A 13,254-nucleotide genomic window follows, 5' to 3' on the forward strand; every position below is an offset into this window, starting at 1 on the left:
GTACAAGGCCGCGCCTGGGCAGGGCAAAGGGGTTCGCCTCCGGCGGCGCGTCCGCCGCGCCCACGAAGGGGTGAGTCCCGGGGGCCGGACCACCCCGGACGGTAGGGAAGCGGAATGACCCGTACCGTCTCAAGCGCCGTCCGCAGCCTCACCCAGAGCGCCGGCCACAGCGCTCCCCGACCCACTTCCCCGGGCGCCGGCGCCCCCGGAGACCCGCGCCACGCCCGGCACACCGTTTCTCCCCGCGCCCCGCACAAAACCCGCCGCCCCGCCGTCCGCCCCGCGCTGGTCCTCGCCTTCACCGCGGCGGCCACCGCCCTCGCCGCGGCCCTCTCCGTGACCCCGCTGGCCGCCCCGCCCGCCCACGCCATGGGCCTGCCCCGCATGGTCCCGGACCGGCTGGCCGTCTCCTACGACGACGGCGCGGGGCACACCCGCGTCTACCGTCTGACCTGCACGCGGTTCAGCGGCGGCCCGGCCTGCGCCCAGCTCGAGCGCATCGGCGGCCCCGTGCCGGCGGTGGCCGGCGACCAGGCCTGCCCGATGATCTACGGCGGCCCGGAGCAGGCCGAGGTGACGGGCAGCTGGGACGGGCGCGCGGTCGACGAGACCTACCGCCGGACCAACGGCTGCGAAGTCGCCCGCTGGAACCGCATGGTGCCGGCGCTTCCCGCCCCCGGACCTGCGGCGCAGCCCGGCCCGCTGGTCGGCTGAACGGCACTCGTGACGCACGCCACACCGGTCCCGTACAACCCTCAACCCCTGGGCCCACAACGCCACATGGGTATCCGAGCCACCCCCGGGAGACCCGACACGTACACTCGGTCTAGTGACACGACCCGGTGGCGACGGCAAGATGGGGCGCCCGTGACGACAGCCGACCGCGCCGCGTGAGTCGTTCACGAAGGACGCGCGCGGGGCAGCCCGGGCAGCGCGGTTGCAGCACATGCGGTTACAAGGAGGACGCGTCTCGTGAGCAGCAGGCCATCGAGAGGCGCTGCTCGCCTCGCCTCGATACTGGACGCGCTTCCGGACGCGCTGCTGATCGTCAACGCCAACGGCACCGTGGTCAACGCCAACGCGATCGCGCTGGAGACGTTCGAGACGCCGGGCACGGCGCTGGTGGGGCGGGGTCTGCTCGACCTCCTGCCGTCGTTCGATCCCAAGCGCATCCCCGGTTCCATGCGCAGCCCGAGCGAGGCGCAGGAGGACACCCGCACCAAGCCCACCCGGATGACCGCCCGCCGTACCGACGGCAGTGAGTTCCCGGTCCAGGTCACCAGCGCCAACCTCGAGGACGGCCGCACCCCGTTCGCCGACCACGGCAACGGGCTGCCGCACTACACGGGCGACGAGCTGCTCATGCTGGTGGTCCGCGACCTGTCCGGCACGGTCGACACCGAGGCCGAACTCGCCCGCCAGCAGCGGCAGACCGAGATGATCCTGCGGGCCGCGGCCGAGGGGGTCGTCGGCGTCGACACGACCGGCAGGATCGTGCTGGTCAACCCGTCGGCCGCGCAGATCCTCGGCCACCGCGCCACCGACCTGGGCGGCAAGGAGCTGCACCCGCTGGTGCACCACTCCCGCCCGGACGGCTCACCGCTGGCGTACGAGGAGACCCCGCTCGCCGACACCCTGCGCTCCGGGCGCAAGCACCGCGTCCGCGGGCAGGTGCTGTGGCGCAAGGACGGCCGGCCGGTGCCGGTCGACCTGACGACGGCGCCCGTCCGCGACGGCGACCAGCTTGTCGGCGCGGTGATGACGTTCACCGACCGCACCCAGTACGACGCCCTGGCGGCCCGCGCGGAACAGCTCCAGGCGGTCCTGGACACCTCGCTGCGCGGCCCGCTGGCCGAACTGCGCGGCGAGCTGACCGGGCTGGCCGCCGACCCCGCGGGGCAGTTGTGGCCCGAGGCCAACCAGATCCTGCACCACCTGGCGGCCGGCTACGCCCGGATCACCACCCTCATCGACAACGTGCTGGCCTTCCAGCGCCTGGACCGCGGCGAGGACAAGCTGCGGCGCGAGCCCGTCGGTCTCGACGACCTGGTGGGCGCGGGCGTCGAGGGCGCCGTCGAGCTCATCGGTCCGGGGCGCGCGCAGTACGCGGTGCACGCCCCGCCGGTCCGGGTGTCGGTGGACGGCGAGCGGATGGCGCAGGCGCTGGCGCACCTCGTGGCCGACGTGGCCGGGGTCGACGCGGCCGGCAACGCCATCCCGATGAGCGGCGACTCGACGATCGTGGTGGCCGCCGCGCAGCGCGGTGACCGCGTCCGCATCGACGTGCGAGGGCCGAGCGCCGGCGGCGACCCCGTCCATGTGCCGCTGGCCCGCGGGATCGTGGAACGGCACGGCGGTGTGCTGCAGACGCACGAGGTGCCCGGGCAGGGCAGCGCCTATGTACTGGAGGTGCCGGCCGGCACCGACGGCGACGCGGCCCGCGGCCCCGCGGCGGACGTCGCCGCGGCCGCGGCCCCGGGAGCAACTCCCGCGTCCGGTACGGGATCTCAGGCAGCCCAGGGCACTCAGGGATCTCAGGGTGCGCAGGGCCGCACCGGCGACGACGCCGGGCAGGGCGGCCCCGCGGCGGCACGCCACCGCACCGGCGGCGCGCACGGCCGGCGGGCGCACGGCGCACCCCAGCTCCCCGCAGCGCCTGCCGCGGCCCCCGGTCCGGCACCCGCCGAACCGGCCGACCCGCGTGCCGCCTCAGGCACGCCGGCCGGACCTGCCGCGCCCGCCGGGACCGACGCGGCGCCCGGCGCGCAGGACGCCGCACCGCGCCCCCCGCGGCCGCGCGCCACCGACGACGACACCGGCACGATCGTCGCCCCCGTCGCCCCCTGGGCGATCCCGGCGGCCGCCGACCAGAGCGAGGCCCCGACCGGGCGGCGGCGCGCCCTGCGCCGTCCCATCGGCCGGGACGAGCCGTCCGCGGCCCCGCAGCCCGCGGGCCCGAGCGAGACCGGCGCGTTCGGCCCCGCGGCACAGGGCGTCCCCGGCCAGGGCGCCCAGGGCGACCAGCCGCAGCCGACGGGACGGCGGGCCCGCCGCGCCGCCGCCGAGCAGCCGCAGGACGACGAGGGCCGTCGCGAACTGCCCGCACCGCCGATCCCGAACGCGCTGCCGCCGGCCGCCGCGGACGCCTCGCCCACCGGGCCGGAGGCACTGTCGCAGGTCGGCCCGCAGATGCCGCACGTCTCTCACGTCCCGCACCAGGCGCAGCACCACGCGGAACCGGCCGCGCCCGAGCGGCCCCAGCCGGTGCCGCCGGGCGGGATGCCCGCCACCGGGCAGAGCGAGCCCGCATGGCCGGACCCCAACCGGCCGGCGCTCCCCGCGGTGCCCGCGTGGCCATCGGCGCCGCAGCCCCCGCAGGCCCAGCCCGCGTCGCAGCCGGCCGAGCCGTCCGCCGCGCAGGACCAGGCGACGGGTCCGCAGCAGCACGGCCAGAACCGGACCGCGATCAGCGTGCGCACCCTGGGGCAGGGCGTGCCGTACGGCGTCGATCCGCGCACCCAGCCGCCCACCGGCCCGGCGGGTTCCGGTCGGCGGCGCCGCCTGGCACCGCAGCAGAGCACGGGCTCGATCCTGCCGCAGGTGCCGAGCCAGGTGCACGGCCCGGGCGGCGAGACCCAGGCCCGCCAGCACCCGGCGGCCGACCCCGACAGCGGCCAGCTGCCCGTCCGCACGGACGGCCCGGCGGCCCGGCCCGGGCCGGCGGCCGCACCAGGCAACGACCCGCAGACCGCGCCGCTGCGGCCCGTGCCGCCGGCGCCCCCCGCGCGCTCGGAAGGTGGCCGCTCGTACGCGATCGGGGCGCCCGCCGAAGGCGCCGACGAGGGGCCGGAACCGCTGGACGGCCCGAACGGCGCGGTGGACGTCACCGATGTGACCGACGCCGCCGACGACCGTCACGAAGGCCCGCTCGAGGAGCCGCGCCGCCTGCTGGTGTGGCCCGAGCCGGACGTGTCGACGCGGCAGGCGCTGACCGACCGCGGGTACCGGCCGGTGATCGTCCGGTCCCGCGAGGAGGTCGACGCGCAGGTCGCCGAGCCGCCGGCCGCGCTCTTCGTGGACCCGCTGACCGGTCCCATCACCCGGACCGCGCTGCAGTCGCTGCGGCAGGCCGCGGCCGCGGCGGACGTGCCCGTGCTCGTCACGGCCGGCCTCGGGCAGGCCACCCGCGAGGCCGCGTACGGCGCGGATCCCGCGGTCCTGCTCAAGGCGCTCGCCCCCCGCGACAGCGAGCAGCACCCCCCGCGGGTGCTGCTGGTGGAGAGCCACGAGCCGATCGCCCAGGCGTTCTCGGCGACCCTCGAACGGCGCGGGATGCAGGTCACGCACGCCGACTCCGAGGCCGACGCCATGACGCAGGCGGCCCAGATCCACCCCAACCTGGTGGTGATGGACCTGATGCTGATCCGCCGGCGCCGGCAGGGCATCGTCGACTGGCTGCGGGGGCACTCGCGCCTGAAGCGGACGCCGCTGGTCGTCTACACCTCGGCGGACATCGACCCGACGGAGCTGCCGAGGTTGGCGTCGGGGGAGACGGTGCTGTTTCTCGCGGAGCGGTCGACCAGTGGGGATGTGCAGGCGCGGATCGTGGATCTGCTGGGCAAGATCGGGGCGTGATCGCCTCCGGCTGAGGCCCCGCACCTCCCCGCACCCTCTCCCCGGCTCCCCCTCGGCCTCCGGGCTGCCCCCAGCGCGAGCAACCAGCCACCGGCGGACAGCCGGCAAGGCGCCCCAGGGGGCAGCCCGGAAGCCGAGGCCCCCGGGGGACCCGGGAGAAGGGTGCGGTGCGGGCGGCGTCAGAGGGTGGTGACGGTCAATTCCCCATCCGCATGCCGCCTCCGAATCACCTTCTTGTCGAACTTGCCGACCGACGTCTTCGGCACCTCCTCCAGCAGCGTCCACCGCTCAGGCAACTGCCACTTCGCCACCTTCCCGGCCAGGAACTCTCGCAACGCCGCGAAATCCGTGGTCGCGCCCTCGCGCAGAACGACGGTCGCCAGCGGCCGTTCCCCCCAGCGGGCGTCCGGCACCGCCACCACGGCCGCCTCCACCACGTCGGGGTGAGCCATCAGATGGCCTTCGAGGTCGACCGAAGAGATCCACTCTCCACCGGACTTGATGACGTCCTTGGCCCGGTCGGTGAGCGTGAGGAACCCGTCCTCCGAGATGACGCCGACGTCACCGGTCCGCAGCCAGCCGTCGGGGCTGAACTTGTCCTCGGGCCGCAGCGGCTCCTCGCCCGCCCCGCCGTAGTACGCCGCGGCGATCCACGGCCCGCGCACCTCGAGTTCGCCCGCGGACACGCCGTCCCACGGCATGACCGAGCCGTCGGGGCCGATGAGCCGGGCCTCGACGGAGGCGGGGAAGCGGCCCTGGGTGATGCGGTAGGCCCACTCCTCCTCGGGGGTGACGCCGGCCGGCGGCTGGGCGATCGTGCCCAGCGGGGACGTCTCCGTCATGCCCCAGGCGTGGCAGAGCCGCACGCCGAGCTGCTCGTCGAACGCCTTCATCAGGGACGGCGGGCAGGCCGAGCCGCCGATGGTGACCTGCTGGAGGCAGGTGATGTCCCGCGGCTTCTCGGTCAGTTCGGCGAGCAGCCCCTGCCAGATGGTGGGGACGGCGGCCGCGTGGGTGGGGCGTTCGCTCTCGATCATCTCGGCGAGCGGGCCGGGCTGCAGGAAGCGGTCGGGCATCAGCAGGTTGATGCCGGCCATGAAGGCGGCGTGCGGGATGCCCCAGGCGTTGACGTGGAACATCGGGACGACCGGCAGCGAGGTGTCGTGCGAAGTCAGCCCCATCGACTCGGCCGCGGCGACCTGCATGGAGTGCAGGTAGACCGAGCGGTGGGAGTAGACGACGCCCTTGGGGTCGCCGGTGGTGCCCGAGGTGTAGCACATGGCCGCGGCCTCGCGTTCGTCCAGCTCGGGCCAGTCGTAGGTGGTGGGCCGCCCGGCGATCAGCTCCTCGTACGCGTGCACCTGGGGCCGGCGGTCGGTGGGCACGGCGTCGAGCACGGAGCTGTCGCCGGCGCCGACGACGACCAGGTGCTCGACCGTCCCGAGCTGCGGCAGCAGCGGGGCGAGCAGCGGCAGCAGGGTGCCGTTGACGAGGATGACGCGGTCGGCGGCGTGGTTGACGATCCAGGTGAGCTGGTCGGCGGGCAGCCGCAGGTTGAGGGTGTGGAGGACCGCGCCCATCGACGGGATGGCGAGGTACGCCTCCAGGTGCTCGGCGTTGTTCCACATGAGCGTGGCCACCCGGTCGCCGCGGCCGATGCCGAGTTCGTCGCCCAGCGCGTGGGCCAGCTGGACGGCGCGCACACCGGTCTCACGGAAGGTCTGGCGGTGCGGCTCGCCGTCGCCGGTCCAGGTGGTGACGGTGGACTTGCCGTGCACCAGCGCGCCGTGCACGAGGATGCGGGTCACGGTCAGGGGGACATCCTGCATGGTGCTCAGCACGCGGGCCTCCGGCGACGTCGACGGGGTCGGTTCCGACCAGAGTCGGCTTCCCGCGATTCTGGTCGCATACCGCGTGGTATGTCACTACCCCGGGCCACGTCGTCCAGTCCTGGCCGGCGCCTTCCGGCCGCCTTCCGGTCGCCGTCCGGTCGCCGTCCGCCGCCGTCAGGCCACGCAGAGCTCCAGTTCGGGGTCGTCGCGGAGCTTGCCGAGGGCGCGGGAGACCGCGCTCTTGACGGTGCCGACCGAGACCCCCAGGGCCTCCGCGGTCTGCACCTCGCTCATGTCCTCGTAGTACCGGAGCACCACCATGGCCCGCTGGCGCGGGGGGAGGCGGGCTATGGCCCGCAGCAGGGCGTCGCGCTGGGCCTGCTGCTCGACCGGGTCGGGCTGGCCGGTGACCTGCGGCTCGGGCAGCTCGTCGGTGCTGAACTCGTCGACCTTGCGCTTGCGCCACTGCGAGGTGCGCGTGTTGACCAGGGTCCGGCGCACGTAGCCGTCGACGGCCCGGTGGTCGTCGATCCGGTCCCAGGCCAGGTACGTCTTGGTCAGCGCGGTCTGCAGCAGGTCCTCGGCGTCGGCGGGGTTGGGGGTCAGGGCGCGCGCGGTGCGCAGCAGCGTCGGCCCCTTGGTCCGGACGTAGGCCGTGAACTGCGTGGTGTTGGCGCTGGTGCACACAGGCGTGGTCATGGCTCCACGCTAGGAGCTCGCCCGGTCCTGGGGATCGGCCGCAAGTGCCGAAGCGGGATCACCCTCAGGTCGTAGGCCGGGGGTCTTCCCCACCTTCCGAGGGGGGACCCCGAGGGGTACGTCCCTCAGGGGATACACCTGAGGGACGACCCGAAGACCCCGGAAACCGGGGGCGTGGCGTACCGGGGACGCTCAGCCGACGACGGCGACGGGCGCGTCGACGGCGTTGCGGTCGATGTTCAGGCTCCGGCCGCCGTGGGTCTCGGTGACGAGCCCCTCGTACTGGTGGATGCGGGCGTGCGGCGTCCAGGCCGTGTCGGAGATCGCCGGGTCGGACGTCAGGTCGGGGGTGACGCCCCAGCGGCCGTACCAGAGCACGTCGGGCAGGTCGCCGTATCCGGCTGCGCGGGCCTGGTCCATGTGCTGCACGCCGGAGTCGGCGCTGCTGTAGAAGCCGGTGAGGTAGCCGCCAGCGTGCACCGCCTTGTCCCACGCCTGCACGTACGCCAGCGTCGTGGCCTTGCAGGAGGAGTCGTTGATGTCGTACGCCTCCATGTCCAGGTACAGGGGGCTGCCCGGCTGGAGGCCGAGGGCCTGCGCGGCCTCGATCGCGTCCTGGCCCTCGTGCGTGCCCTCCGAGGTGGGCGCGGAGCTGTCGATGCGGAACGGGTTCTTGTTGCTGCCCTCCACGCAGGGGGCCTGCGATCCGACGTAGATGGGCAGCAGGTTCCAGCCGTCCGCGGTGGTCTGCCGGACCCAGTCGGTGGTGAGGTTCCGCTGGGAGCTGCACGCGCGGGCGCGGCCGCCGAAGTAGACGCCGACCGCCCGGTAGCTGGAGTTCCGGCGCCAGGCGTCCATGGTGTCCAGGTCGGGGGCCTGGCAGGTGTCGAAGCCGTCGCCCTGGAAGAGGCGGGTCGCGGCGGTGCGGTGGTGCGCGGGCGCGCCGGACGCGAAGGAGGTGGCGGACGCGACGGATCCCCCGGACGCGCCGGACCCGGAGGATCGTTCCGGCACCGCGTGGCCGGGGGCGGCCGCGAGCGCCGACGGAGCGCCGAGCGCGGGGGAGAGCAGACCGGTCAGCGTGAGCGCCCCGGCGATCAGATAACGGGCGAATCTGTTCTTTTCGGTCATTGGGCGAGTCAACGATGGCGGACCCGGCGGACCGCGCAGACACGCCCACCACTGCTCCGTCAGGACGCACCCGCCTCGCCGGACCATGCAGACGGGCCCCGTCGCCGGACCGTCCGGCCCGACCGCCGCGCCGGATCAGGCCGATCGGCCCAGAAGTTTTCCACAGGCTGTGGACGACAGGTGGGCGCCGGACTCCTGCACGGCGGCGGCCCCCGCCCGAACCGCCCAGCCGACCGCGTCGGCCAAGCCGTCCCCCTCGGCCAGCCGCCAGGCCAGCGCGCCGGTGAAGGCGTCGCCCGCGCCCGTGGTGTCGACGGCCTCCACCTGCGGGGCCGCGACCGTCGCCGTCCCGCCGTCCGGGCAAACCACGACCGCGCCCGCCGCGCCGAGCGTCACCACGGCCGAGCGCACCCCGAGCCGCAGCAGGTCCGCCGGGTTCCCGGCTCCCCCGCCGCCGGGCGCGTCCAGCAGGACCCGCATCTCGTGCTCGTTGACCACCAGCGGATCGGCGTAGCCCAGCACTTCGGCCGCCTCTGGGGCGGCCGCGAGGGCTTCCGCCGGGGAGGCGTTGAGCACGAAGCGCGGGGCCCGGCGGGCCGCCGCGCACACCGCCCCGAGCGGCACCTCGCACTGCGCGGAGACCACCCGCACGTGCGGGGTGACGGCCGCCGCCGCCTCCTCCGCGGTCAGCCGGGCGTTGGCGCCCGGGGCGACCACGATGGTGTTCTCCCCGCCCGGTGCGACGGTGACCAGCGCGACACCGGTGGGCACGCCGGCCGCCACCGACAGCGCCGCGGTGTCCACCCCGGCCTCCGCCAGCGTCCGGGTGACGCGCTCGCCGTTCGGGTCGTCGCCGACCTTCCCGCAGAACCCGGCGCGGGCGCCGAGCCGGCCCGCGGCCACCGCCTGGTTGGCGCCCTTGCCGCCCGGATGGACCGCCAGGTCCGAGGCGCCGAGCACCGTCTCCCCGGGGCCCGGGTGCCGCGGCACCCGCACCACCAGGTCGGCGTTGGCCGAACCGACCACCAGCAACGTCATCCCGCTTCCCGCACTCGGCACACCCCCATCCTCCCGCGAACCACGACGTGCGACGCGCGGCGGCACCCCAGTGCCGCCGCGCGCCTCTCCCTTCCCCGGTGGCGCGTCAGCAGGAGCGCGTCACCGGAGTCGTGTCACCACAGACGGGTGAAGTGGATGCTGACGTTGTCCTGATGGATGGCGGTGAACCCCGAGCCGGCCACGCCGGCCGTGTTGTTCTGGTTCGAGGCGCCCGCTCCGGTGGCCGCCTGCTGAGTCGTCGTCACATTCCCGAAGTTGCCGCCGCCGACGTTGCCGCCGGAGTTGCTCACCACCGTCGCGTTCGAGTGGCCACCCGCGAAAGCGCCGTCGTCAGCCGCGGCTGTACCGGCGAACAGCACCGCCGCGACGGGCAGTGCCGCGACGGCGGCCAGGACACGGACGGTACGGATGCTTGCCATGGTGTTCCCTCCCAGGGGGACTGAGCTGTGCTGCGCGGTGAGGCGGCCGGCCGACCGCTCCTCCGCTGACTGCGGCGTCGCCACAGGCAGAACTGCCCAGGCCGCAACGGCGGAACGCGTCCGCATGATCCATTTCGCCCGCACGCGTGACGATCTGTCGATAAACCAGCGAAGTGACGGATCTGGGGGCATTCGGCGACGTACGGCCGCGCGGGAGCGTGACCGCCCGGCGCACGCACCCGCTGTTCGCGAGCACCGCCCGGGCGCCGGATGCCGCAGAACTCCCAGCCCCGAGACCGCACGTCCCGGCGAACAACGCGAACTTCCCATCCCCGCCTGTACATCGGTCACATGAGCCGGGCATACTCGGTCGCCTCCGGCCACAACACCGGAAGACCCCACACCACTTCGGCATCGAGACGCCTCACAGGCGGACGGGCCCAACCCCACGCATCCCGCGCACGCCGCGGAGTGTCGGCGTGTCCTGCCCCGCTGCCTGTTCCTGGCTGCCCGACCAGCATTCAGGGAGCACACCCCACGTGCCTGCAATCACCAAACGAGCCACCGGCCTCGCCATAGCCGTCGGCACCTTCACCGCCGCCATGTCCTTCGCCTGCCTGGGAACCGCGCAGGCCGACGACGGCTGCCCCGACATGGGCATCGAGCACTCGCTCGACGGCGGCCAGACCTGGCTCACCGACGGCCGGATGGACGGGGAGAAGATCCCCACCGTCGTGGACGTCCGGCTCGAAGACAGCCCCGTCGAGGGCTGCAAGTACCACGTCTCCCTCGCGTCCTACAGCGCCGAGGGCCCGGACTGGGGGAGCTCCGGCACGCAGGCCTTCCTCGGCTGGGACACCGTCACCCTGCAGACCGGCAAGACCCAGGCGACCCTGGACGTCAGCGACCACGCGCCCGACTGCTACGGGCAGATCGACCTGTACAACAGCAAGATCAAGTACGACGGCGGCACCGGCAAGGGCCACGGCCCGCTGCCGCACTACTACAACTCGCCCACGCCGTACAAGCTGATCACGGCGTGGAACGGCGGCCACAAGTGCGACACCACCACACCGCCGACCACCCCGACCGACACGCCGACGACGGACACGCCCACCCCGTCGGACACCCCGACCACGGACACGCCCACGCCGTCCGACACCCCCACCACGGACACGCCGACGCCGTCCGACACCCCGACCACGGACACGCCGACCCCGACGGCCACCACCACGGCTCCGGCCGTCGGTGACACCTCGTCGCCGGCCCCGTCCTCCGGCAGCACCGCCCCGCCCACAGGCACCGCCACGGTGGCGGCCGACGACTCGGGCAGCAACCTGGCCGAGACCGGTGGCAACGGCACCCAGACCACCGCGTTCGCGGTCGGCGGCGCCGTCCTGCTGCTCGGTGGCGGAGCCGCGGTGTACTTCACCCGCCGTCGCAACTCCGGCGCCCACTGACACGACCTGCCGTCACCGGCAGCCGTCGTCCGACGGCACGGCCGCTTCCCGCAGTCGGCGGGGAGCGGCCGTCGCCGCGTCAGGAGCCGGATCCGGCCGGACTAGGCTGCCGGTCATGCGGATCCTGGTGCTCGGCGGGACGTCCTTCGTAGGCCGCGCCATGGTGGAGGACGCCCTCCAACACGGCGCCGACATCACGCTGTTCGGGCGCGGACGGACGGGCCCTGACCTGTTCCCCGGCGTCGAGCGGCGCATCGGCGACCGCGACACCGGCGACTACTCCGCACTGGAGCGGGGCAGTTGGGACGCCGTCGTCGACGTCAGCGGATATGTGCCGCGTAATGTGAACCAGGCCATGGACGTGCTCGGCGACCGCGTCGGCCGCTATGTCTTCATCTCCAGCCACGCCGTCTACGTCCGCGAGGGCGTCGGCCCGGGCTCCGACGAGGACACCCCGCGCCGGGCGCCCGTGCGCCACACCGAAGAGCTCGACGAGGACACCTACGGCCCCTGCAAGGTGGCCTGCGAGGACGACGTCCTCGCCCGCTACGGCACGCGGGCCACCCTGGTCCGGCCGGGCAAGGTCGCCGGGCCGCACGACCCGTCGAACATGTTCACCTACTGGGTGCGGCGGGCGGCGCAGGGCGGCCGGATCGCGCTTCCCGCCGACCCCGACCAGCCCGTGCAGGTCGTGGACGTCCGCGATCTTGCGCGGCTCGTCGTGCAGTTGGTGGCCGACGACCGGCCGGGCGCCTTCCACGCGGTGGGGCCCGCCGAGCCGACGACGCTGGGCGGGTTGATCGAGACCTGTGCGGAGGTTGCGGGGGCGCGCGCGGAGGTGGTGCGGGTCGAGGTGCCGCCCTCCGAACTCCCGCTCTTCTTCCCACTGGTGCGGGCGGACTGGACGTCCCAGCAGCGGAGTGCGGCGCGGGCGAGGGCGGCGGGGCTGGGGGTGACGCCGCTTTCCGTGACGGCGGCGGATGTTCTTGCGTGGGACAGGGGGCGGGGCGTGCCGGCGCTCGGCGTCGGGTTCACTCCTGCGGAGGAGCGGGAGTTGTTGGCGGGGGCCGCGCAGGTTTGAGGGGTGCCGCTGTCCGTCGGTGCGGGCAGCCCGGGCCCGGCTTGTTTTTGCCCACCCACCCACCCCCGGACGAAGTCTGGGGGAGGGCGGGCGGGTGGGAAAACAAGCCCCGAGGCCGCCATGCCCGCACAGGCGAAAAGCGGCAAGGCGGGCGTCAACCGGGGAAGGCCCGAACGGCGCTCAGCCCTTGTCGGCGCGGACCGGCAGCTTCCAGCCGGGACGCGGGAAGTGGCAGGTGTAGCCGTCGGGGTAGCGCTCCAGGTAGTCCTGGTGCTCCGGCTCCGCCTCCCAGAAGGGACCCACCGGCACCACCTCGGTGACGACCTTGCCCGGCCACAGGCCCGACGCGTCGACGTCCTCGATGGTGTCCAGGGCGACGCGCTTCTGCTCCTCGTCGGTGTAGAAGATCGCGGACCGGTAGCTCAGGCCGATGTCGTTGCCCTGGCGGTTGAGCGTGCTCGGGTCGTGGATCTGGAAGAAGTACTCCAGGATCGTCCGGTAGTCCGTCACCTCGGGGTCGTACAGGATCTCGATCGCCTCGGCGTGGGTGCCGTGGTTGCGGTACGTGGCGTTCGGCACGTCGCCGCCGGTGTATCCGACACGGGTCCCCGTCACCCCGGGCTGCCTGCGGATCAGGTCCTGCATCCCCCAGAAGCACCCGCCGGCCAGGACGGCCTTCTGCGTCTGCGCGGCCATGTCAATCCTCCATGTCGTGGTCGGGTCGAGGTGGGTCGTCGTGTGCGGTGCACCCGTCCCATCGCAACGGTTCACTCGGCATGGCCAACCCTCGGACAGGCGGCAAAATTCCCGGTCGGGACCCCGCCGGGACAGTAGGGTCCGATCAAGGCCGGATGGTCTCGCATCGACGACAGGAGGACGCGTTGGCATCCACGCTCTTCCCCGCACCCGCACCCGCACCCGCCCCCGAGCCCGACCCC

10 protein-coding genes are annotated in these 13,254 nt (G+C 74.2%); 4 read left to right on the plus strand and 6 right to left on the minus strand.

Going from position 1 to position 13,254, the window contains the following annotated elements; genetic code table 11:
• Positions 1–114: 114 nt before the first annotated feature.
• Together K7862_RS08220 and K7862_RS08225 are read left to right on the plus strand one after the other, a co-directional pair.
• Positions 115–714 (plus strand): subtilase-type protease inhibitor, encoded by a 600-nt coding sequence (locus tag K7862_RS08220; protein ID WP_262412808.1) that lies wholly within the window; start codon positions 115–117, stop codon positions 712–714.
• Positions 715–972: 258 nt separating this feature from the next.
• Positions 973–4,635 (plus strand): hybrid sensor histidine kinase/response regulator, encoded by a 3,663-nt coding sequence (locus K7862_RS08225; protein WP_222961758.1) that lies wholly within the window; start codon positions 973–975, stop codon positions 4,633–4,635.
• Between the two features lie 179 nt (positions 4,636–4,814).
• Here K7862_RS08225 and K7862_RS08230 read toward each other — a convergent pair whose 3' ends face one another.
• The 5 genes from K7862_RS08230 to K7862_RS08250 form a co-directional block, all read right to left on the minus strand.
• Complete coding sequence (locus K7862_RS08230) at positions 4,815–6,476, minus strand: long-chain fatty acid--CoA ligase (protein ID WP_222961759.1); 1,662 nt, start codon at positions 6,474–6,476, stop codon at positions 4,815–4,817.
• Positions 6,477–6,641: 165 nt separating this feature from the next.
• The gene (locus K7862_RS08235; protein ID WP_222961760.1) at positions 6,642–7,166 is read right to left on the minus strand and encodes a SigE family RNA polymerase sigma factor; all 525 of its coding nucleotides are present in this window, start codon (positions 7,164–7,166) and stop codon (positions 6,642–6,644) included.
• A 192-nt stretch (positions 7,167–7,358) separates the two neighbouring features.
• Entirely contained in the window at positions 7,359–8,297 is a 939-nt protein-coding gene (locus tag K7862_RS08240; RefSeq protein ID WP_222961761.1) for a DUF1906 domain-containing protein, read from the minus strand.
• A 135-nt stretch (positions 8,298–8,432) separates the two neighbouring features.
• A complete protein-coding gene (locus K7862_RS08245; RefSeq protein ID WP_222961807.1) occupies positions 8,433–9,335 on the minus strand; it encodes a ribokinase in 903 nt (300 codons plus the stop codon).
• Positions 9,336–9,469: 134 nt separating this feature from the next.
• Entirely contained in the window at positions 9,470–9,775 is a 306-nt protein-coding gene (locus K7862_RS08250) for a hypothetical protein (protein WP_222961762.1), read from the minus strand.
• Between the two features lie 539 nt (positions 9,776–10,314).
• Between K7862_RS08250 and K7862_RS08255 the strand changes: the two genes are divergently transcribed.
• Both K7862_RS08255 and K7862_RS08260 read left to right on the plus strand, forming a co-directional pair.
• Positions 10,315–11,235, plus strand: coding sequence for an LAETG motif-containing sortase-dependent surface protein (locus K7862_RS08255; protein ID WP_222961763.1), 921 nt, complete (start codon positions 10,315–10,317; stop codon positions 11,233–11,235).
• 115 nt (positions 11,236–11,350) lie between these two features.
• Positions 11,351–12,316 carry an NAD-dependent epimerase/dehydratase family protein gene (locus K7862_RS08260; protein WP_222961764.1) on the plus strand — a complete coding sequence of 322 codons (966 nt, stop codon included), beginning with the start codon at positions 11,351–11,353 and terminating at the stop codon, positions 12,314–12,316.
• A gap of 180 nt (positions 12,317–12,496) precedes the next feature.
• On the opposite strand, the gene msrA is transcribed toward K7862_RS08260, so the two are convergent.
• Positions 12,497–13,012: a peptide-methionine (S)-S-oxide reductase MsrA gene (gene msrA, locus K7862_RS08265; protein WP_222961765.1), complete on the minus strand. Its 516-nt coding sequence runs from the start codon at positions 13,010–13,012 to the stop codon at positions 12,497–12,499.
• Positions 13,013–13,254 lie beyond the last annotated feature (242 nt).

Source organism: Actinacidiphila acidipaludis (genome assembly GCF_019890725.1).
Taxonomy (GTDB): Bacteria; Actinomycetota; Actinomycetes; order Streptomycetales; family Streptomycetaceae; genus Actinacidiphila; species Actinacidiphila acidipaludis.